Raw genomic sequence first — 23,275 nt, 5'->3', positions numbered from 1 at the left:
CTTATCGGGACTCCTCGATGAGCTGACGGACGGCGGCTACCGCCAACAGCCTTCCGGAACGGCTGTCGCTGATCGTGACGTCGTGCAACCGTTCGGTCGGACGTTGGCGGTGCCGTAGCGGGATCACCCGCAGTTCCAGCCGGGCCCCCGCTTCGGCGTTACCGAGATAGCAGAGCCGATGGTCCAGCAACCCGCGGTCACGGAAGGCGGCATCGTCACCACCCGCCGCTCGCCAGGCATGGTGCACGGCACGGTCGACCATGGCGAAGTAGGAGGCGAAGTAGACCAGGCCGACACCGTTGAGATCCCTGGTGATGTCGACCTCGTAACTCGTGCTCACCGGCGCCCCACTAGGGATGTGCTCGTCCGCCTCGGAGGGCTCCAGCAGCGTGTGCTCGGTGCGAGCACGCCGGGTCGCCCACCGAGGGGACAGCCAGTCGGGTGCCGCGGGAAGCCGCCGATGGCGAAACCCGGGTGGGGCGGCCCGCACCAGTCCTTCGTTGCTGCCGGAGCGCGACCGGGTTATCCAGCGGTTGAAGTTCTCCACGTGCAGGGTTCGCGGGGGAGGCGGCCCGCGGAATTCCTCGACGTCGACCGGTTCGGGGCCGGACGAACCCGCCGGGGGCTCGTGCTGGCCGGTCGTCCCGATGCGGTGCAGCGTGAGCACCGACTCGCTGCCGAGGCCGAACAGTCCGCTCGTGACGTCCAGGCGGTCACCGAACGTCAGCGAGGCGGGAGCGACACCCGCACCGCACCGGATGCGGTAGTAGCAGAACGACAGGTAAGCGGGCTCGCCGGAGCCGTCGGTGGCGGTGAGCACGTCGGTACCGCAGAGGGCGGTGACAGCGTCCCAGGTCCAGTCGCCCACCCGCGCGGCGAACAGCGACAGCGGCCCGCACATCGCGGGACGCACCACCTCGGTACGGGCGATGTTCGAACCGTCCAGCACGTGTGGTCCCGGTTCGGGACGGATCGTGGTCTCGGTCATGCCGCCCTCATCTCCCCCGGGGTGTGCTCCGCCAGGAACGGAACCAACGCCTCGTGCACCGATTCCGGCGAAGTGAGACCCGGGAAGTGCCCGGCGTCGTGGATCTCGGCCCATTCGGCATCGGGAATCACGCCGTGCAGCAGATGGGCGGTCTTGAGCGGGATGACGGTGTCGTGACTGCCGTGCACGATCAGTGTCGGCACCGAGATGTGGGGCAGTCGCGCCAGGAGGTCGGGATTGTCGGCGAAGACGTCGAGATACCGCAGACCGAGTTGCGAATCCATGCTCTCGCAGCGCAGCAACAGCGATTCGAGCTCTTCCCGCCGCCGTACCGGTGGCGAGCCGGGTGGCAGGACTTCGACCAGCCGGTCGAAGTCCTCACCCGCCACAGCCGAGAGTCGGTTGACCTCGCCGACCCGGTTACCGACACGGTAAGAACTTCCCAGCAGTGTGAGACTGGCGGTCACCGAGGGGTTGTGCAGCGCGAAGGTCTGCGCGACCAGCCCGCCGAACGAGGCCCCGAGCACGTGGTAAGGGCCGCGGATCCCCCGCTCGGCCAGGGCGTGACGCCACAGCTCGGCGAGTCCGTCCAGTGAGAGGTCGTCCGGAGCGGCCGTGGTGTTGCCGACCCCTGGATGGTGCAGGCAGATCGTTCGATAGCCCGCCTCCAGAGCTGCGTACTGTGGTGCGAACAGCCCGGCACCGATGTTGAACGGATGCATCAACAGCAGGGGCGGAGCCGTCGGGGAGCCCGCTTCGATCATCTCGACGGATCCACCCAGCAGCCCGATCGTCTCGTCACGGACCCCGGAACCGTGCTCCCGGACCACTGTCAGGTTCTCGTCCAGCGGCCGGTGACCTTCGCGCAACGCACTCCGCACGTCGTCGGGCACCCCATCGGCGGGGCGGTACTCGGCCAGCGGTCCGGTATCGCCGGGTCGGAGCGGCACCAGCTCACGCACCCCGCCGGGATCGGCGAGCAGCGAGGCGAGTCGCGGCGCCAGAGCGCGAATCGCCTCGAAGTCGGTTCCCAACGGCACGGCGAGTCGTACGAGTTCGTCCCGTCCGGACTCGGCGGCACCGGGGTGCGGGGCGGCACGGACACCGAGCCTTTCGTACAGCAGCGCCAGGAAGGTGGCCACCGGTGTCCCGAGGTCGTCGCACCAGGACAAGCGCGAGAGGTCGAGCAGTACGCAGTGCCCGGCCCCCGAGGAGAGGACCGGTATCCCGGCAGCCGCGAGCTCGGTGTGCAGCAGCTCCACCGCCGCCGACCGCTCCGCCACCGCGGGCAGCAGGTTCTCCTCGTCCGCCAGGGAAGCAGCGATCATCTTGCGTGCGGCCAGGCCCACCTGGGGACCGCGCACCGCGATGTGGTGCTCCATCCGCTCGACGAGGTCGGCCCGGGAAGAGGCGAGCAACCCGCCGAACTCCAACTCGAAGTCCTTGGAAAGGCTCATCGTCACCGCATCGGCGAACCCGAGCATCTCGCGAAGAACCCGGAAGGGCTCCGTGCCGTGGTACTCCGGTTCGTATTCGGTGATCAGCAGGGCGTTGTCCAGTGCACGTGTCGCGTCCAGCACCAACGGCACCCGGTACCGCGCGGTCAGTGCCGATACGGCCCGCAGTCCCGCCATGGACAACGGATGACCGCCGTTGGAGTTGGCATTCGGCTCCAGACAGACGAACGAGATCCGTTCACCGCGTTCGGCCAGTGATCGCTCCAGGGCGTCGATGTCGATGTCCCGGAAGAGCGTCCGGTCGTCCGGGGTGGTCGAATCCATCCGCACGGGTTTGAACCCCGCGTCCAGCAGCGAACCGTTCCAGCTGGGGAACACTCCGTTGTGCGGCACCTCGCCGGGGCCACTCGGCCAGCAGTGGCACAGCAGCGCCTCCGCGGCACGCCCGGAGGGGACGGGGACGACGCTCTCGAACGGCAACCAGCCGACATCCCGCGCGAGATCAGCCGGCTCCGGCTCGCCGGTGACACTCTCCCGCAGTCGCCGCACCGCGCGCACCACCGCGGGGGTCTCCAATTCGGCCCAGGAATCGGTGACCAGATCCAGCGGCACCTCGTGGTGCGGCACCAGCAGTGGGTTGTACGAGTACGCGTCGATCCCTTCCCCGGAGGCGGAGGCGGTGGTACTCGTCGGCTCGACCGGCTCGGTTCCCCCGGTGTCGGAAGCGGAGTGCGCCGTGGACGCGGGCACGTAGAGTTCCGGGGCCTCGGCACCGATGCGGGGCTCGGCGATCATCATGATGACGTCGGAGACGTCGCTGCGATCCGGCACGTCGGGTTGGCAGAGATACAGCGGCAGGTTGGTGGGGCGGAACTTGTTCTTGAACTGGAAGTTGCCCGCCCCGAAGATCCCGACCGATTCCAGCTCGTCCAGCCCCCGCACGATCTCGGGATCCTCGTTGGGGGTGTTGTCCAACCGCACCCCGAAGCTGGCCCCGAAGCTGAACGTGGTGCTGCCCTCGGCGACGAGGGTCTCGATTATCTCCACCACGGTGAATTCGAGCCCGCCGAGCGGCATGTCGGGCGGATAGAACTCCAGATCGAGCAGATACCCGTTCTCCGAGGGAATCCGCGTTATGATCACGGCGGTGACCAACCTGCCGTCGAGGTGGGTCAGGAAGACGCGGTGGCGCTCGTCCAGCGAACCGGAGAGGATCTCCTCCCGCACGACAGCGACGTACGGGTTGACCATCTGCTTGTTCTCCGTCCACCGATCCATCAGCTCGGCGATGGCGCGGTCGGTTTCCGGGTCGTCACCGCACCGGTATTCCGCGGTTTCGACCGAACCGGCTTTGGCGAAACGACGCACCATGTAGCGCAGCCGGGACATTCTGCCGCCCCGTAACGAGAAGTCAGCCAACTCGGGTAATCGTTGAACGGCCCCGAACGGGGTGCACAACAGGGGTTGCCCTCCCAGCTCGTCCACCGGCATCCGGGAGAGGAAGTTCGCGCGCAGCCCGTGTCGTCGGGCGTAGCGGAGGTACTGCTCGGCCAGGGGGAGGAAGTTCCGCTCACTGCCGACGTAACTCCAGGCGAACAACGTCTCCCCGCTGCGGGAGATGTTGAACCAGCAGTCACGTTCGGCCCCCACGAAGGCCAAGGGGGCGATGTCACGTCCCGCCAGACCGCCCTCCATGCCCCAGGTGGCTTCGGCGCGCTCCATGGAGCGGCGCAGCTGGGGATCGTCGGGCACCTCGCGCTTGCGCACCACCAGGGGTTCGTCCGCACCGGGGACCACGGTGTCCTCGCATTCCGCCGCACGGCCCTCGGGCCTATCGGAACCGCTGGGTTGCTCGGCGGATGAACTCTCGGCAGGCGAGCTCTCGGCAGGCGAGCTCAGCGAGACCACCGCTTCGGCGCCGTGCGTCTCGACCAGGTATTCGGTCAGCCGTTCGAGCGTAGGGTGATCGAACAACAGCGTCTTGGGTTGCCTGCCCAGCCGTTTCTCCAGTTCGGACACCACGCGCAGCATGTCGAACGAGGTGAGCCCGGCCGCCGTGAACTCCGTTCCGGGCTCCACGACGCGTTCGAGCACTCGTTCGACGAATGACCTCGTGGCTCGTTCCGCATCCGCCGTCGCCGGTTCTCCCACGGGGGACGGCGGGGATTCGTCGTTCACCGGCCCCGCGGGCTCGGGCGTCTCCGGCCCCGCGGGCTCCGAGAGTAGGGGCCGCGTCGACAGCTCCTCCGGCGGAACCGGTCGGGACTCGCCCGCATCGCTCGTCGATCCCACGTACCGGGTCAGTTTCGCCACCGTGTCGTACTCGTACAGTTCGGCGGCGCTGAGCTCCACCCCGAAGTCCGCGCCGAGCAACCGAGCCAGCTCCATCCGGAACACCGAGTCCAGTCCGAGCTCGGCGAAGGATCGTGTGACCTCGATGTCCTCGATACGCATTCCGAGCACTTCGGCACCACGCCGCCGGATCGTCCGCTGGACCTCGGGAGTGGGTTCCCCGGGTTCGGCACGCGCGGATCCGGCACACGCGGGTTCGGCCGGCTCGGGGAGCACTCCGTTCGTTTCCTCGGCCGCCGTTCGCTCCGGAACGGTCGGTTCCTCCGAAGCAGCGGCGGTCGACTTCGGAGCTGTGTTCGGCGGGTGCGTTCGTTCTTCCGCCCGAAGCGGGCCGAGTTCGACCTGCCGGAAGTCCCCGCGCACAGGTCTGCGGAACTCCGCTTTCTTCCGTGACGGGGAATCGGCGACCGGGTTCGAGTCCACAGCGGTCTCCTCACTCGTTCGCGTCCGCGGTAACCGAACGGGATCGGACTCGTCCGGTTCGGGAACGGCCGGGGCATGGGGCTCGCCCGAGTAGGGGAACCCGGGTAGTGGGACTCGACCGGGTCCGGTTCGGTCACCGGGATGAAACCGGTGCTCCAACTCGTCCCACGTGTCGAAACCACCGGCGACCCAGCACTCGGCCAGCTCCGCGAGTGACGCGTCCGCACTCACCACTGGAGCTGTTCCCGTGACCTCGCCCCGGAACATGGCACCGCTTTCGGATCCGGTTCCCGGCCCACCCGCCGTATCGCCCGTTCCCAGCGATCTGAGCAGCCGTACCGCGCGGTCACGATTCCCGGCGAGCAGAGCCAACCGCTCCGCGAAGTGATCGCGCCCGACACGAAGCGTATGAGCGACCCGCGACAACGACAGGTCGGCACGCTGCTCCAGCGTCTCGGCGATCCGCACGGCGTAAGCCGCGAGCCGGGGCGCGTCCGGGGCGGAGAGCACGAGAAGCTCCGGTGATCGCGCTTTCGGCGATTCCTCGTCCCCGGCAGCAGGGACCGTTCCAGTCCTCATCGGACCACTACCTCCTGGGATTGTTCGTGGGACTCCAGAACCACGTGCGCGTTGGCACCGCCGAAACCGAACGAGCTGACCCCCGCACGCAACGGCCCGGAGTCGTCGCTCCAATCACGCAGCCGGTCGTTGACCTCGAAGGGGCTGCCCTCCAGCCGGAGCAGCGGATTCGGCTCCCGGTAATGCAGCGTGGGTGGGAGCTGTCGGTGATGCATCGCGAGCAGCATCTTGATCATCCCCGCGATACCTGAGGCGGCTTCGAGATGACCGATGCTGCTCTTCACCGAGGCGAGCGCGATGTGCGGAGCGCTCGGCGCGTCGAGTCCCCAGTCCTGGTAGAGCCGTTCGAAAGCCCGTTTCAGCCCCTCGGCCTCCACCGGATCACCGAGTCTGGTGGCGGTACCGTGGGCCTCCACCGCGCTCACGGTGTCGGGGCTGAACCCGGCCCTGCGGTGCGCTCGAAGAATCACTCGGGTCTGGGCTTCCGGCTGCGGGGCCGTGAGCGAACTGGCTCGGCCGACGTGGTTCACGGCACTGCCCCTGATGACGGCGTAAACGTGATCGCCGTCGGCCAGCGCGTTCTCCAGCGGTTTGAGCAGCACCGCACCCGCTCCTTCACCACGTACGTATCCGTCGGCGGCGCTGTCGAAGGTGCGGCAGGTGTGCCCGGGACTCAGCATTCCCGACTTGTCGAAGGCGGTGAACAGGTTGGGACTCAACATCAGGTTCACCCCGCCCGCGAGGGCGGTGACGCACTCGCCCTCGCGCAGCGCGCGAACCGCGTGATGCACGGCGACCAGTGAACTCGAACAGGCCGTGTCCACGGCTTCGCTGGGGCCGCGCAGATCGAAGAGGTAGGAGACCCGGTTGGCCAACACGGAGTGCGCCACGCCGGTGGCGGTATGGGCCTCGACCCCCACCTCCCGCGAGGTGAGCACATCGGCCCAGTCGTTGGTGGACACACCGACGTAGAGGCCGGTTTCGGTTCCCGCGATCCGATCGGTGCGGTATCCCGCGTCCTCCAGTGTGCGGCGGACGGTCTGCAGGAAGACACGCTGCTGCGGATCCATCAGAGCGGCTTCGCGCGGCGAGATGCCGAAAAGCTCGGCGTCGAAGGACCACGCGTCGTCCAGAAACCCGCCCCTTACCCCGCGAGTCGCGGAATGGGCCAACAGCTCGTGCCGGTCCTCGGGAACCGCGCGGACCAGATCGTCCCCACTGGTCAACCGGCGCCAGAACTCCGCGGGGTCCGCGGCTCCGGGAAACGTGCCCCCTATACCGATGACCGCGATCTCGTCGGGTTGATCCCCTTCCAGCACGGTGCCGCGGCGCACCGCACCGTTCCGCACGGGGCCGTTCCCCACCGCACCGTTCTCCACGGGGCCTCCCCGCTGGGTCTCCCCGGGGACGGCTCTCTCCGACTCCGCTTCCGCCGGGAGAGCGCCGTTTTCCACCGCGCTGTTTCCCACGGGGCCGTTCCCCACGGGACCGTTGCTTTCGGGGGGCAAGAGCCAACCGGGATCGCCGTGCGTGGAGTCCGCGACGGATTCCCGCGTCGTAGCGGAGTGGTCGGCCACGGAGGATCGCGGCAGCGGTTCGACCACTTCCGCAGACCCGGTCGCCGCGGCCAGCTCCGTCCCGTGCCACTCGACGAGGTAACGGGCGAAGGAGGCCAGGTCGACGCACTCGAACAGCACGGTCGGCAACAGATCCGTGCCGTACTCCCGGTTCACCTCGTTGATCAGTTCGGTCAGCGTGATGGAGTCGAAGCCGGTGTCGAGCAGGTTCGCTTCCGGATCCACCTCCGACTCGTCCACGAGGAGATATCCCGCCGCCAATCCGCGCAACAGCTTCTCCACGGTTTCCACCGGGGGAACCTCCCGCCGGATACCGGAAGCGGTGTCGGGCGTTGAATCCGTCTCCGGTTCGGCGTGATCGCGGCTGACGACGGCGAACGCCGCCGGGGCGTTCGGCGACAGCGCCCGCTCGAAAGCGCACATCGCCGCGCTCGTCGACAACGGCGCCATGCGCCAAACCCGTGCGAAAAGAGCTCGGTTGGCGTCGTCCACGGTCATGCCGCCGTCCTCCCACAACGGCCAGCCGATGCTGACGGCTTTTCCGGGGCGACCGGTGGGACGAAACTCGGCATAGGTGTCCAGGAAAGCGTTGGCCGCGGCGTAATCGGCCTGACCGGGGTTCCCTCCCACCGCGGCCAGCGAGGAGAACAGCACGAACCATTCGAGGGGTTGTCGCAGCAGCGCTTCGTCGAGGTTGAGCGTTCCGGAGACCTTGGGCGCCAGCACCGCGTCGAACTCTTCGACGGTCTTGTGCACGGCGCGGCGATCCTCGACCACTCCCGCCGCGTGCACCACACCGGTCAACGCACCGAACCGCCGGTTCACTTCGGCCACCGCCCATCGCACCCGCGCGGCGTCGGTGACGTCGACGCACAGGTACTCGGCCTCGGCACCCGCGGCGGTCAGCTCGGTCAGCACCGAGGCCGTGTGTTCGGAGGACTCGGAACGCCCCAACAGCACCACGGCCCGCGCGCCGTCGCGCACCAGCCGGTGCGCGGTGTGCCGACCGACCTGGCCCGCTCCCCCCGTGACCAGCCAGACGCCGTGCACCGATTCGACGGGAGCGGGTGGGACGAAATCCGCCGATTCGTTCTCGAACCGCTCGCCGTCGCGGTAGCGCACCCGACGAACGGTCCCCCGCAGCGAGAGCTCGCGAAGCAGTGGATCCGCCCACCACTCGTTCCCGGGCGAGGCCCCCTCCATCGCGACCTCGCCGCCCGAGAAGGAACCGTGTTCCAGTCCCAGAGTGCGCAGCACTCCCGCCACCGCGGCGCTCCCCGCCCCGCCGCCGGAGCACGCGGCGACGTAGTGCAGCGGGCTTCCACCCGCGCGTTCGAGCAACCGAGCGGCGAGCGCGAAGACCGAACGCGCCCCACCAGCGGGATCACCAGCGGTCTCCTCCGGAAGGAGGTGCAGCACGGCATCCGGCAGCACCCCGGTGGTACCGAGCTCGCCCACCAACCGGGCGTGGCGCTCGGGGTCGGTGGGATCGAACACGTGCACATCGGTTTCCGCGACGGTGAGATCCGCTTCGGAGAAACCGCGCGCGACTGCGACACGGCACCGAACGCCGCGCACGGCGGCTGCCTCCATCACGGGTCGCGCCAGGTCCGGCTCCTCCACCACCAGCAGCAGGTTCTCGGGAAGCGGGGCCCCGGTATCGGGAAACGGCCTCGAACGCCACGCCGCCGTGCGGTACTCGCAGCCGATGTCGGCCGCGCTCACCGGGTCGGTTTCCCCGGCATCCCAATCAAGGTCTTCCCCACCGCCGGCCTCGACGGGCACGTCCTCCCGCGCCGCGTCGGGTCGGCCGGGCCGCGCGGCGCCGGAACCACTCTCGCCGACCGCTCCGGAACGGGGGCCGCCCGGTTCGGCCAACCAGTATCGACGACGTCGGTAGGGCGTGGTCGGGAAAGCGGCCCTGCCCGGGCGAAGTCCGCGCCACAACCGTTCCCAGTCGACCTCGGCTCCACGGCTCCAGGAACTCGCCAGTGCCGCGGGGTCTTCCGATTCGGGGACGCTCCCCGGCGTGGCGGAACCCGTACCGTGGAAGACCCGAACCCGGTCGTGGTCGGTTCCGGTCTCGCCCCGTTCCGAGAAACGCAGCAACGCCTCGGCCAGTTCGGGAACGCTGTCGGTGACGAACGCGAGTCGGTGGGGGAACGCGCGGCGTCCGAACTGGGAAGTCCAGGCGAGCGCGGCGAGATCGTGGGACTCGTCGGGGTCCCGCAACGACAGCGCCACAGCTCCGGCGAGTTCGGTGAGCTGACCGTCGGTGGGTGCGGACAGCACGAAGACCTCGGTTCGCCGGTTCCGGGACGGTTCCGCGCGGACACCTCCGGCCCGCTCGCCGTGTTCCGTCACCACGAGATGGACGTTGGCACCGCCTGCCCCGAAGGAGCTGACCCCGGCCACACGGTCGCGCGGAACCCCGGTGTCCCCGGCTGCCGAGGGTGGGCCGGCCCAGTACGGGGCCTGCCCACCAGCGACCGGCCGCAGTGGTGATTCCGAGAGGTCGATCTTGGGATTGATGTGCTCCAGGTTCGGGCTGGGAGCGATCCGGGAGTGGGCGAGCTGCAGCAGTACCTTCGTCAACCCGGCGATCCCCGCGGCACCTTCCAGATGACCGATGTTCGCCTTGACCGAACCGACCGCGCAGTCCGTGGTGCCGTCGCCCGCTCGGCGCAACGCACGGGTCAGCGCCGCGCATTCGATCGGGTCACCGAGCTCGGTACCGGTACCGTGCGCCTCGACATAACCGAGCGACGCCGGTTCCACTCCGGATCGGAGCAGCGCGTCCGTGACGAGGTCTGCCTGCGCGTCGGGGTTGGGCACGGTGTATCCGGAGGTCTTCCCCCCGGCGTTGGCCGCTCCGGACTTGATGACCCCGAGGATCCGGTTACCGTCGTCGACGGCGTCCCGAAGCGGTTTGAGCAGTACCGCTCCCACCCCCTCGCCCGGCACGAAGCCGTCGGCGGCCTCATCGAAGACCCGGCATCGTCCGTTCGGCGAGAGCATGTTCCTGGCACCGAGCGCGTTCAGGTGATCGGGGTGCAGGATCACGTTGACCCCGCCCGCGATCGCCATGCGGCACTCGCCCCTACGCAGCGACTCACAGGCCAGGTGGACCGCGAGCAGTGAGGAAGAGCAGGCGGAATCCACCGCGAAGCTGGGGCCGCGCAGATCCAGCACGTAGGAAGCCCGGTTGGCGATCGACCACGCGGCCGAGTGAGCCGCGGTGGGGATGCCGTCCTGTCGTGCCCTGGCAGCGAGCTGCCCGTAGGAGGCGTACATGGTGCCCGCGAACACTCCGGTGTTCGGCTCCCTGGTCGTCGGCCCCACGTGCCCGGCCTCTTCGAGCACCTCCCAGGCCTTTTCGAGAAACAACCGCTCCTGTGGATCCGTGTCCGCCGCCTCACTGGGCAGTATCCCGAAGAAACCGGGGTCGAACTCGGCCACACCATCGATGAAGCCGCCCCACCGGGCGTAGCCGCCGTCCTCCCCGGTGCGCGGCGGATCGGCGTGTTCGAGCCAGTCCCAGCGCTCCGGCGGAACCTCGGTTACGCTGCTGACTCCCCGCCGCAGGTTGTCCCAGAAGGTCGCCAGATCGGGAGCACCGGGGTAGCGCCCCGCCATCGCGACAACGGCGATGTCGGTGTCCGGGGAACCCACCTCACTCGCCCCGGTGTGCTCGTCCGCCGTGGATTCCCCCGTCACGGCGACGGAGTGGGCCCCCTCCGAACCCGCTCGCCCCTCGGGCCGCTCTTCCCCTCGCTCCGTCGGCGGCTCCGCGACGTGTTCGGAGACCGGCCCGGCCCCGGAGTCCGATCCGTGACGCCTCGTCCCGGTGGGACGCGAGCCGGGTTCGGTGTGCAACCGTTCGGCGAGTTGGCGAATGGTGGGATGCTCGAAGAGCAGCGTGGCGGGCAGCTCACCGAGATCGGATTCGAGCCTTCGGACTATCTCCTGGCTGACGAGGGAGTCCACCCCGAAGTTCTCGAAGGTCAGGTCGGGATCCAGATCCGCTTCGCGGTACTTCAGCACGTCCGCGAAGGCACGTTTCACCCGGTCGATCATCTCCGACGCCCCCGGCTCTTCCCCCGGCTCTTCCCCCGGTTCGGCGAATTCGCCCCGGACGGCGGCGAACACGCACTGCTCGCTCTCCGCCGGCCGCGTCCCCGGGACCGTGGTGATCTCGACCTCGTCGAAAGCGTGGTTCTGCAGTTCCTGCCGCCAGCTCCGGGGCGAGAGCAGTGGGGAGTCCGGCAGCCGGGACTCGGGATCGGTGAAACGCCACCACCCGGTCGTCAGCCCGAAGGTGAGGGTGAGGAAATGGTGTGCCCTGGTCACCTCGTTGACGAGCAGGGTGCCGCCGGGACGAAGCAGCGAACGAACGTTGTGGAGCGTCTCGTGCAGCGAGGCGGTGGCATGCAGCACGTTGGTGGCGATCACGACGTCGTAGTACGAAGTTTCGAATCCCTGTTCCGAGGGATCGCGTTCGATGTCCAGGGTTCGGAACTCGACCTCCGGGTCGCGGTCCGCGAACTCACGTTCACCGTGCCGCAGAAACGCCGAGGAAACATCCGTGTAGGTGTAGTCGACCTCGAATCCCGTTTCGTCCAGTTCACGCAGCACGAACGCGGTGCAGGTACCGGTCCCCGCACCGATCTCCAGCAACCGTGCCCGGCGTTTCCGTTCGCGGTGTACCGATTCCACGCTCCGGACGGCGCGCCGCGCCAGCTCGTCGTGGAAGTACTCGGCACCGGTCCCGTCCCGGTAGATCGAGCTCACGAGTCGCATGGACCCCTTCGGGAACAGCACCTCGGTGCCGCTGAGTTCGCCACGCAGCACTTCGGGCAGCGCGCCGACGCACCGACCGGTCAGTTCCAGGTGTGGTGCCAGTTCGGGGTAGCGGGCCGCGAAGGAGGCCGGGGACTCCGGTGGCACGGATCGCTCACCGGTATGTATCCGTCCCTCGGACGAATCGAGCTCACCCGTACTGGTGAGAATCCGCAGCAGAGCCCGGAACAGCGGGAGTCGCGATTCGACGACTCCCAGCCGATCGGCGAGCTCCGACCGGGACGCGGGCAGTGGGCCGAGCAGCGGCAGCAGGGCGTCCCGCAACTCCGCGGCGGCGAGGGCGTCCAGCGCGTGAAAACCTTCCCCGGAGGTAGCACCCGCACCGGCATCCGAGGGCCGTTGTTCGCCGGGCTCGGAGCCGGGGTCCCGTATTCCGAGGGCTCGCCTTCCGGCTGAGCCCGCCCTGACCACGAGAGCCTGGGGCACCCGAGCGGCCAGTATTCTCGTCAGAGCCGCGAATCCCTCGGCGGGCTCGATGGATTCGACGTCGAGTTCGGCGAACCTTCGCAGGTAACGCTGCTGAGCCACCGCGCCGACGCTGCCCCAGAATCCCCAGTTGACGACGGTGACCGGCAGACCCGTTGCGCGTAGCCGTGCCGCCCAGGCGTCCTCACAGGTACTGGCCGCCGCGTAGTTGCCCTGGCCGGCAGCGTCCGTGAACGACGCGGCGGAGGAGAAGTAGACCACGAAGTCCGGGGTCTCGTCGCGCAGTGCCTCCGCGAAGTTCACCGCGCCGATATCCTTGGGGGCCACCACCTCGGTGAAATCCGATTCGGACAACCGCTCCAGGGTGCGATCCCGGAGAACCATCGCGGCGTGAAAGGCTCCGTCGACACCTCCCAGGGTCTCGCGGACCCGATCGACACAGGCACGCAGCGAAGCCGGATCCGCGGCGTCGCCCCGGAAGTAGTGGACTTCGCCGCCGAGGGCGCGTACGGAGTCCATGGCGGCCCGCACCTCGTCGTCGAGCGGACGGCGTCCGATCCAGACCAGGTTGGCGGCGACCGTTCGTGCCAGGTGCCTGCTGAGCTCGACGCCGATTCCGCCCGCACCACCCAACAGCACGTACACCCCGCCGGGACGGAAGGGAGACTCGTCGGAGTCCCCGAACCGGGCGGGTTCGAGCTCACGCACGAATCTCTTCCCGTCGCGCAGCAGCACGAAACGTTCCGCGCAGTCCTCGGACGGGACGAGCTCCTGGGAGTCCGAGTCCGCACCGCGCACGTCGACGCAACCGACGCGCCAATCGGGATGTTCGGCCGCGACGCTGCGCAACAATCCGAGCACCACCGCAGCGTCGGGATGCGGAGCGGAATCGTGCTCCCCGGACACCGCGGTGTCCAGTACCGCTTTGACCACGAGCGGACGTTGCCCGAGCCCCGCGGCCAGCAATGCCTTGACCAGCCGCAGCACGGCCAGCCCTGCCCCGACAGCTCCGTTGCGGATCTCGTCGCCGCCGACCAGTACGCAGACCGTGTCGGGGTGGGAGGACACGGCGCTCTCGGCCTCGGCGAAGGTGACGGAGTCCACGGTGTCGCCGCGGCGTTCGTGGAGCCGACGAAGGCGCGCCGCTTCCTCGGCCCGGGCAGCGGTGTGCACGAGCACGAGCTTTTCCGGCTCGCGCCGCGCGGTCGCGATCGCCGCGCGTGGAATCTCCCGCAGCACGGGGACGTGAACCATCGGATCAACGGACGTACCGCGTGCCGAAGGCTGCCGCGCGCCGCTTTCCGGCACGGTGGGCGCGCGCAATACCAGTCCGTTGAAACGAACGCACTCCCAACCCGCTTCGTCGACTACGGACACGGTGTAGGAGTCGGAACGCTCACGCACGGCGTGTGCGTAACGGGGCCGGGCTTGTGGTTCGTACACCTCCATGCGTTCCACCGCGAACGGAAGCGCGGGCGAGGAATGGGACTCCGCCGATGCGGCCAGCACCGCCACCACCTGCATCGCGCCGTCGAGAAGGAACGGGCTGAGTACGTCGTCGGTGTCCGACGCTCGCCCGTCGGTTTCGTCGTCGAGAACCCCCAGCGCCGTGTCCGGGCCGAACCCGACCCGCCGCAGCACTCGGAAGGCGGGACCGTAGTCGATACCGGCGGAGGCGAAGACTTCGTAGATCCGCTGCCGCGACCAGATGTTCGGGAAGTCGTCCGGATCGGTTTCCACGCGACGCCGCGCCTCGTCCGTCGAAGCCGGGTCGACGGGACGCGCACCACCACGCGCGTGACAGCCCGCCCCGTTGTCGGGAAGGAACTCGAAGCGCAGGGACGATTCCGTCCGCCGCTGCACGTCCAACCGCAGTGACCCCCCGTCACCGGCCTCGACCGGTCGAAGCCAGCAGACACCGTGCAGCGCGAACGGGGCGGGGAGGTGTTCGAGGAGAATCGCGCGTGCGGCTCGCGAAAGCGACCAAGCACCGGGCAGCAACGCCCTGCCTGCCACTCGGTGATCGCGCACCACCGGCTCGGAGCCGCTGAAGTGGTGGACCCCGGGCGAGGCGTCCTCAGTCTCCCGATCGGGTGCGGGCGGTGTTCCACCTCCGGTGTCGTCCACCTCGACCCAGTGACGTTCCCGAAGCAGGTTCCGGGAGGGCAGTGAAACCCGCACCGGCGAGGCGTTCCGCCACAACTCGTTCCAGTCGGGTTCCTCGCCTGCCAGGAATTCCCGGGCTTTGCGCAGTGCCTCCGGTTCGGAGGAGTATCCGAACGGCTCCGGGTGGGTACCGTTCGCCGGAACGGCGGTCGCGGCCGCTTCGCGCAACAGTTCGCCGAGCCGTTCGACGTCGTGGGCCAACACCACGGCACGGCACCGGTAATGCGCACGTCCCGTGGCGAGGGTGTGGGCGATGTCGAGGAGTCGCGTCCCCGTCTCGGCCGGCTCGTCCCGGTCGCAGGCGAGATGTCCGGCGAGACGACCCAACTCGTCCCGCAGTGCCTGTGGGGTACGGGCCGAGATCGGCACGGGCAGCTCGCCGAGCATCTCCCGCGGCTCGCCGTTATCCGGTCGTGCCGGGGGCTGTGCCACCACCAGATGTGCGTTGGTACCGCTGAATCCGAAGCTGCTCACGGCACCGATCCGTCGGCGGGTAGTCGGATTCACCGGCCATTCCGCGCGGTGTTCCGCCACCCGTAGCGGAGCCCGGGTGAAGTCGATCGCGGGATTGGGCGTGTCGTATCCGGCGGTGGGCGGGACAGCGCCGTGGCGCAGCGCCAGGAGCATCGTGAGCAGGCCGGTTATACCGGCCGCCATGGTGGTGTGACCGACGGCCGCCTTGACGGAGCTGATCAGGCAGGGGTCGTTAGCGGTATCCCTGGCGGCGAACAGGGACTGCAACGCCGACACTTCGATGGGATCGCCCAGTTGAGTGCCGGTACCGTGCGTCTCCACGTATCCGATGTCGTCGGCGCCGACCCCCGCGCGGTCCCAGACCCGGCGCATGAGTTCGACCTGAGCGGTGGCGTTGGGAGCGGTGATGCCGTTGGTGTGGCCGTCCCCGTTGATTCCGCCCGCCAGCAGCATCCCGTGCACGTTGTCGCCGTCGGCCAGCGCCTCGTCCAACGGCTTGAGCAGCACCGCGCCCACACCTTCGCCGAGCACGATCCCGTCGGCGGCGGCGTCGAACGGAGAGCTGTCACCGGTGGGCGAGAGCATTCCCGCCCTGCTGGTCATCACGTGCATCCGAGGGGTGTTCATAACTGCCACACCACCGGCCAGAGCCGTGGTGCACTCGCCGCGCGCGATGCTCTCGGCCGCCTGATGCACCGCCACCAACGAGGACGAGCAGGCGGTGTCCACGGAAACCGTAGGGCCGGCGAAATCGAGCTGGTAGGCGATACGAGCGGCCAGCACGGCGGAGGAGTTCCCCAGGAAAGCGTGTGCCTCGGTATCGCGTCCTCGCTCGCGCAACAGCTCGGTGTAATCCCCGGAACCGCAACCCACGAACACCCCACAACGGGGACGTTCCTCGTGATCGCCCCTACGCACGGCGTATCCGGCGTCCTCCAGGCAGTGCCATGCCGTTTCGAGGAACAGTCGTTGTTGCGGATCGATGGACTCGGCCTCCAGCGGAGAAACCCGGAACAGCTCCGCGTCAAATTTGTCCACATCGGATATCAGTGCGGCCCACCTGCTGTAGGTATGGCCCCGGGTGTTGTTCGGGTCGAAGACCTCGTCGACGTTCCACCGCGAGGCCGGAACCTCGCGGATGCTGTCGTGCCCCTCGGCGAGATTGCGCCAGAAGCTCTCCAGGTCCGGCGCGTCGGGAAAGCGTCCGGCCATACCGATGACCGCGATCGGCCGTTCCCCGGAGTAGTGGCTCGCCGGATCACGGGGGCGGGCTTCGCCCTCCGGGCCGTGTGGGGCCTCGGAACCCGCCTCACGCGAGGACACCGTCGCGGCGTGCTCTGCCCTCCGCCCCTCCTCGGGCGAACCCTCGACCGTCCGGTGGGTGGGCAGTGACGGCACCTCGTCCCCGGCGGCACCGCTCCGGCCGGCGAAAGCATCCAGCCCGGACAGACTCACGGTTCCGAGCGCAGGGACGACGGATTCCCGGACTCCGTGCTGTTGCCCGGACACCGGAACGTCTTCTCCCGCCGTTGGCTCTTCCACCCGCTCTTGCGGGACGAGCTCCTCGGATGTGTGGCCGGTGTCCGTCTCGACGGATCTCCTGAGCTCCCGGCCCCGCGAGTGTTCGTGACGCACGAACCGCACCAGTCGCGGAATCGTCGGCTGATCGTAGACAGCCACCGAGTCCATGTTGACCCCGAACGCGTCGTTGAGCCTGCGCACGATCTCCACGGCACCGATGGAGTCCAGCCCCATCTCGCTAAAGCTCAGCTCGGGATCGATCTCGTCGGGACGCAGGTAGAGCTGCTCGCGCAGCGCCTTCTCCACCACCGAGGTGATTTCCTCGTCGGTGGGACCGGCGGGCTCGGCCGTCTCGGCGAACCCAGTCGTGTCGGAGAGCCCGACCGTCCCACCGTTCGATCCGGCGGGCGGGTCGGGTGCGGCACCCGGCGCCGGGGTGGTCACGACCTCTCCGGGCGGAACCGGTGCTTTCACCTCGGAGACCGATGTTTCCACCGCAGGCGTGGATGTTTCGTCGGCTCCGCCGGAGCCGCGGAACCGTTCCACCTTCGCGAAGTGTCGCTCGACGCGCTCCCGCGCTTCCGGGCCGAGCACAGCGCGATGCATCCGTGCCTCGCGGTCGACTACATCCGACAGCTGCCCCAGAACCCGCTCCGCGGCATCCCGCTTGAAGATCCGCAGTGCGTCGGCGGGCTTGTCCGCGATGGACCGGGCGATCTCCAGCGCGGTTCCCAACACCTCCGCGGAGTCCGCGAACATCACGTCGGCACCGCGCCTCTCCAGCTGTTCCCCGCCGTAGGAGCGGCCGGTCAACAACATCTCCCGGGACAACCCCTCGCCCATTCGCCGAGGCAACACGTGGGTCGCCCCCATTCCGGGCGTGAAGCCGTGATTCATGAAGTTGGCGCTGTAGACCCCGTCCCGGGAAAGAACCACCGAGTCCGCGTACAGGCCGAACACGAGCCCACCGCCCGAGGCGTGTCCCCGCACGGCTGCCACCACGGGCACCTCACAGCGCAGGAGGCCTTCGTAGACGAACGGCGTGTCGGTGAAGCTGGTACTGCCCTCGGCCAGGGAACGCAGTCCCTCCGAAGTGGCCCCCATACTGAACACGGTCTCGGTTCCGGTGAGCACGACGACCCTGATCCGCCGATCCTCCGCGACGCGGTCGAACGCCGCGGTGAGGCCGCGCATCACCGTCGGGGTGAACATGTTCGCACCGCTGGATTCCCGCATGGTGATCAGCGCTATCCCCGAATCGAGCAGGCGCAGCTCGACCTCGTCCCGCTGCCCGGTCGACTCGGTGGAACCGTCTGACTCCGTGGTGGACGCACTCACTCCGGCCGCGTCATCCCCCCGACGGGAATCGGTGTTCGCGTCGGTCACCTCCTCGGTCACCGCCTCGCTCGCGTCTTCCGATCCGTTCGCTCCATCCGTCCGCCAACGCCCGATCCAGCAGGTTTCACCCCGGAACGGATAACCGGGCAGTGGCACCCGTCTCGCCCGTTCGGATATCGGGCTGTGCTCCCAGGGAACCGGATCACCCGTCATCCAGTGACGAGCGACCTCGCGCCAGTCGCCGCGGCCGACCGCGCTCTCGGCGTCACCGGTCGTAACGATCTCGTCCGCCGTGGAGTGCGGCGGCCAATGACAACCCTCCGGTGGGGCTTCTCCCGCCAGGAAGGACCGCAGCAGCTCGCTCAGCCGCTCGACTCCGTCTGTCACGACGGCCAGTCGGACCCGCATCGGGTTCCGACCGGTTTGCAGTGTCCAGGCGAGATCGTCCGCGCGGTTCGGCCCGGAACTCCACTGCTCCCGCTCCGAAAACCCGTGGCAGCGATTCCCCAGGTCGGCGATACTGTCGTCGGCCGCGATACGCGGAGTACTCCCGTCCCGCGGATCGGCGGGCAACCCGCTGCCCAGTTCGCGCAGCGCCTGCCCGTCGAACCCGAGATCGCCGAGCGGCTCCGTCACGTCCAGAGCCTCCGGGGCCACCCCCAACAGCGCGGCCACCGATTCGGTGATCTCGGCGACGGGAGAACCGGCCCGTTGCCGGGAACGGGAGCTCCACCCGTCCAGCTCGGCGAGCAACGACGAGGCGCGATCCCGCAGCCCCGTCTCGTCCCGTGCGGAAAGGACGAACAGCTGCTCACCGGTTTCCCGAGCGCGTTCGGCTGGTGCGGGCGCCTCCTCCACCAGCAGGTGTGCGTTGGAACCGCCCGCGCCGAACGCGCTGATACCGGCACGCCGGGGCACCCCGTCGGGCCGCTCTCGCCAGGGCTCGCAGCGCTGTTGCAGCCGGAACGGCGAGTCGTCGAGTTCCACCCTGGGATTGACCTCGGCGGCGTGCAACGAGGGCACCAGGGTGCGATGGCGCAGCTGTAGCAGCACCTTGGTCAGCCCCGCGATCCCCGCCGCGCTCTCCAGATGTCCGATATTCGACTTCACCGAACCGAGTGCGCAGCCGGTCGACCGATCGCAATCGCGTCGTCCGGCCGATTCGCGAGCGGCGAAGGCCCTGCGAAGCGCGTCCACCTCGATCGGATCACCGAGCTCCGTCCCGGTACCGTGCGCCTCGATCACCCCGACGGTGGCCGGATCCCATCCGCTCCGCCGCAGTGCCTCTTCGACGAGCTCTGCCTGTGCCGAAGGGTTGGGAACGGTGAAACCGCTGGTCCTGCCGGTGTGGTTGAGCACGCTGCCGCGAATGACGCCGTAGACGTGGTCGCCGTCGGCTCTGGCCCTCGCCAGCGGTTTCAGCAGCACTGCCCCGACGCCCTCACCCGGCACGTAGCCGTCCCCGCCCGCACCGAAGCTGCGGCATCGCCCGTCGGTGGACAAGAACCTCCCCTGGGACAGCTGCAGATACTTCTGGGGATGCGCGGTGACGTTCACCCCTCCCGCCAGGGCCGACTCGGACTCACCGCGCCGGAGGCTCTCCAGCGCCAGGTGGATCGCGGTCAACGACGAGGAGCAGGCCGTGTCCACGGTCATGCTCGGCCCCCGGAGATCGAGGGTGTGCGAAACCCGGTTGGCGACGGCCGCGTGCATCGCGGTGGGTGCCACGCCGTCGGCGTCGGTTTCGAGCTGGTAGTGATTCCACATGACTCCGGCGAAAACCCCCACGGCGCGGCCGCCGAGCGCCGCCGGGGAGTGGCCCGCGTCCTCCAGGGTCTGCCAAGCCGTGGTGAGGAAAAGCCGTTCCTGCGGATCCATCCGTTCGGCGTCACGCCGAGAGATACCGAAGAAGCCGTGGTCGAAATCGGCGGCTCCCGTGAGGAAACCGCCCCATCGCCCGTAGGTGCGTCCCGGTCGTCCTTTCTCGGCATCGAAGTAGGCGGAGTGGTCCCAACGCTCCTCCGGAATCCCGGTGACGCGGTCCCTGCCCTCGGTTAGATCGCGCCAGAAATCCCCGAGACCGTCGGCACCCGGGTAGCGGCCCGCGATCCCGATCACAGCTATGCCGTCGCTGTCCGGGGTGACCGAATCCCGGAGCGCCGAGGTCTCGTCGGCCCGTGGCGCGGCAGCGGCCGCGCGGGGAGAGTCCGAGTCGGTTTCCGATCCGACTCGCGAACCGGACACCACCGCCTCCGCCTCCACTCGCGGTTCACTGCCGGCGTCCAGGACGGCGTCCAGTCGCCCCGGATCGCCGTACAGCACCAACAACCGGCTGTGCTCCGTCCGCAGCGCGTTACGCAGTGAATCCATGCCCACCCGGGTGGGCATGGGCGACAGTCCGTCCCGCTCCCTGGAGCGACGCAGTCCGTCCTCGGGCATCCGCATCCCGCCCTCGGCCCAGTGCGGCCATCCCACGGCGAGACTGCGACCGGGCCGATCCCGGCGTCCGGCACGCGACGCGGCGAAGTGACACTGATAGGCGTTCGCGTAGGCGTAGGCCGACTGTCCGGGGTTGGGTAACGCGGCGGTCGTGGAGGAAAAGAGCACGAAGAAATCGAGAGGTTCCTCGGCGGTGGCCTCGTCCAGATTCCGGGTGCCCGCCACCTTGGGGGCGAGCACTTCCGCCGCGTCCTGCCCGGAGGCGCGGAAGAACAGTGCGTCGCGAACGGCACCGGCGCAGTGCAGCAGCCCGTCGATACCTCCCAGCAGCTCCCGCGCGGCCGTGACCGCCCGTCGCGCTCCGTCCGACGACGAGACGTCGGCGCGAACCCAGTGCACCTCGGAACCGAGTTCCCGCGAACGACGCATGAGGTCGGCGGTTTCCGGCGGGCACTCCCCTCGGCCCACCAGCACGACACGAGCACGGTGCTCCCGCACGAGTTCGGTGGTCAGCAGTGTCGCTATTCCCCCAGAGCCACCGGTGATCAAATAACGACCGCCCGCGCGCCACGGCACGTCCCCATCGGGGGGTTCCGCCGCACGCACCCAGCGGCGGACCTGGCGTCGCCCCTCGCGATAACGCGACACGCTCTCGGAGTCCGTCGCTGCCAACTCGTTGAGCAGTGGACCGGCGATGGTGGCGGGATCGGGCCGTTCCCCCAGATCCACGGTTCGGCAACTCAGTCGGGACGACTCCGCGGCGACGGTGGCGGCGAACGCCGAGAGAGCCGCTTCCCCCGGAAGTGGGACTCCAGCGGAGGCGGCGTGTGCGAACAACAGTCGAATCGGTGTCCCGTCGGCCCGGTGTGACAGCGTCACCGCGAGGTTCCGGAACGCGCGGAAGGAAGACGTCTCGTCGGTGATCCCACCGGGGCCGTACCCCAGGGACCCCGCCAACAGGATCCAGTCCTCGGGAACTCGGCCGAAGCGCTCGCGGAGCTGTTCCAGCAGCCGCACGATGTCCGATTCGGACTCCGGGTCCACCGCGTGATCCGCCCCGGTCGACCCGCCGTTCGCGGACACGCACACGATCCGGGCGCCGCCACGCGCCGTCCCGTCCGACAACTCGGACTCCAACTCCGGAGTCGTGCCCAGTACCACTGCCGTCCGTTCGGTGTCCCGGACGGGAGCGGCGGCGGTCACCCAGGTCTCGCGATAGCTCACGGCAACGTCATCGGGGGCGGCGGCAGCAGAGGCCGTGCCATCGAGGGGCGGGCCATCGGGGGACGGGCCATCGGGGGACGGGCCAGCCGGGAACTCGACAGCGCTTTCGTGCTCCGGGGTTTCGGTGGGCTTCTCCCCGTCCGGGAGCCGCTCACCCTGGTCCCGGGAACCGACCGATTCGGGAATTCCGGCGGAGTCGAGGGAGTGCGTACCGATCAGGTGCTCGACGAGACTGTCGATGTCGCCGTACTCGAACAGCAGGGTGGGATAGAGCGAGGTCCCGACCACGTCCTCCAGCCGCTCGCTGATGCGCAGCAGATCCGTGGATTCGAGTCCGAGGTCGTAGAACCCGCTGTCGGTGGGTACCGTGTCCGGGTCAGCACCGCCGAGCGCTCCCGCGACGAACTCGCGCAACAGCCGCACAAGCCGTGTCGTGATGGTTTCCTCGGCCGCTCCGGCGTTTCGGGAGGTTCCGACCTCCGACGGCCCGCCCGCGGTATTCCCGGAAGCCACTTCGGGCGAGACCGGGTTCGCCTCGGGCAACAACCGGGTCAGCTGTTCGGGGTCCCGAATACGCTTGCACACCAGTCCCTCGAACTCGGCGGCCGGATTCCCGGAAACGTCGTGCAGCGTGTAGCTGTTGCGCAGCACCTCGCCCGACCCGGAAAGGGTTTCCGGCGTGGGCGCGTACACCAGAACGGGGTCCTGGGGAAACGCCGTCGCACGGAAGCGCTCCAGGAAAACCGGCACGAACGGATCCTGCCCGGAAACATCCGTCTGGCCGAAACCGGCGATGGTGGAAGCGTCCATGACCGCGGGATGCAGCAGGAAACCACCGCCGTCGGTGACTCCCGACGAACCGGGACTCAGCTCCACCAGCGCGGCACCGTCACGCTCGTAACGTGGACCGGTGCACCGCATCGCCGCACCGTGCCGGATCTCCTCACCCCGTGCCCGGCGGTAGAGGTCATCCATCGAACCGGAGTACCGGGCGCTCCCCTTGAACGCCTCCACGTCCAGCGCTCCAGGCGCCGGACGATCCGTGAAGCCGAGTTCGGCCCGCGCGTTCTCGTGCCACGGGCCGTACAACGTCCCGGAGACACTCCAGCAGCTGTCCGCCGTGATCCGGTACGTGCCGTCGGGCGACGAGTCGATCGACACCCGTATCTCGCGGTCGTGGCCCTCCGAGGTGATGACGGGTTCGGAGAACAGCACCCGGCTGAAGACGACGCTCGCCGGGTCGTGTCCCTCGGCCCGCAGCACACGCAGAAACAGATCGAGAAAAGTGACACCGGGCATGACCGAGACCCCGTGCACCCGATGGTTGCGCATGATGAAGTCGCTGTGCAGCAGGGTGACGCGACATTCGACCGCTGGATTCGGTGTGCTCATGACGAAGATCTCCTGTGAGGACTCTCCGGACGTCCGCCGGACTCGGTTGCTTCGCGCGG

General features: G+C 68.8%; 3 protein-coding genes. All 3 read right to left on the bottom strand.

What is annotated here, in order from left to right:
- Position 1 precedes the first annotated feature (1 nt).
- From J2S53_RS17405 to J2S53_RS17395, 3 genes are read right to left on the bottom strand one after another with little or no spacing between them, the layout of a single operon-like run.
- Positions 2 to 988: an LnmK family bifunctional acyltransferase/decarboxylase gene (locus J2S53_RS17405; protein ID WP_456241856.1), complete on the bottom strand. Its 987-nt coding sequence runs from the start codon at positions 986 to 988 to the stop codon at positions 2 to 4.
- Positions 985 to 5,799: an alpha/beta fold hydrolase gene (locus tag J2S53_RS17400; RefSeq protein ID WP_456241855.1), complete on the bottom strand. Its 4,815-nt coding sequence runs from the start codon at positions 5,797 to 5,799 to the stop codon at positions 985 to 987. The genes J2S53_RS17405 and J2S53_RS17400 overlap by 4 nt, the downstream gene beginning before the upstream one ends.
- Positions 5,796 to 23,216: an SDR family NAD(P)-dependent oxidoreductase gene (locus tag J2S53_RS17395; protein ID WP_456241854.1), complete on the bottom strand. Its 17,421-nt coding sequence runs from the start codon at positions 23,214 to 23,216 to the stop codon at positions 5,796 to 5,798. Before J2S53_RS17395 ends, J2S53_RS17400 begins: the two co-directional genes overlap by 4 nt.
- Positions 23,217 to 23,275: the final 59 nt, after the last annotated feature.

Source organism: Actinopolyspora lacussalsi, assembly GCA_030803735.1.
Classification (GTDB): domain Bacteria; phylum Actinomycetota; class Actinomycetes; order Mycobacteriales; family Pseudonocardiaceae; genus Actinopolyspora; species Actinopolyspora lacussalsi.
The sequence above is the reverse complement of the archived record's forward strand: the minus strand, read 5'-3'. Positions and strand labels throughout refer to the sequence as shown.

What these genes read in the sequence shown, in the direction of transcription:
- J2S53_RS17405 (WP_456241856.1), bottom strand. Translation starts at nt 988, where the DNA reads ATGACCGAGACCACGATCCGTCCCGAACCGGGACCACACGTGCTGGAC.
- J2S53_RS17400 (WP_456241855.1), bottom strand. Translation starts at nt 5,799, where the DNA reads ATGAGGACTGGAACGGTCCCTGCTGCCGGGGACGAGGAATCGCCGAAA.
- J2S53_RS17395 (WP_456241854.1), bottom strand. Translation starts at nt 23,216, where the DNA reads ATGAGCACACCGAATCCAGCGGTCGAATGTCGCGTCACCCTGCTGCAC.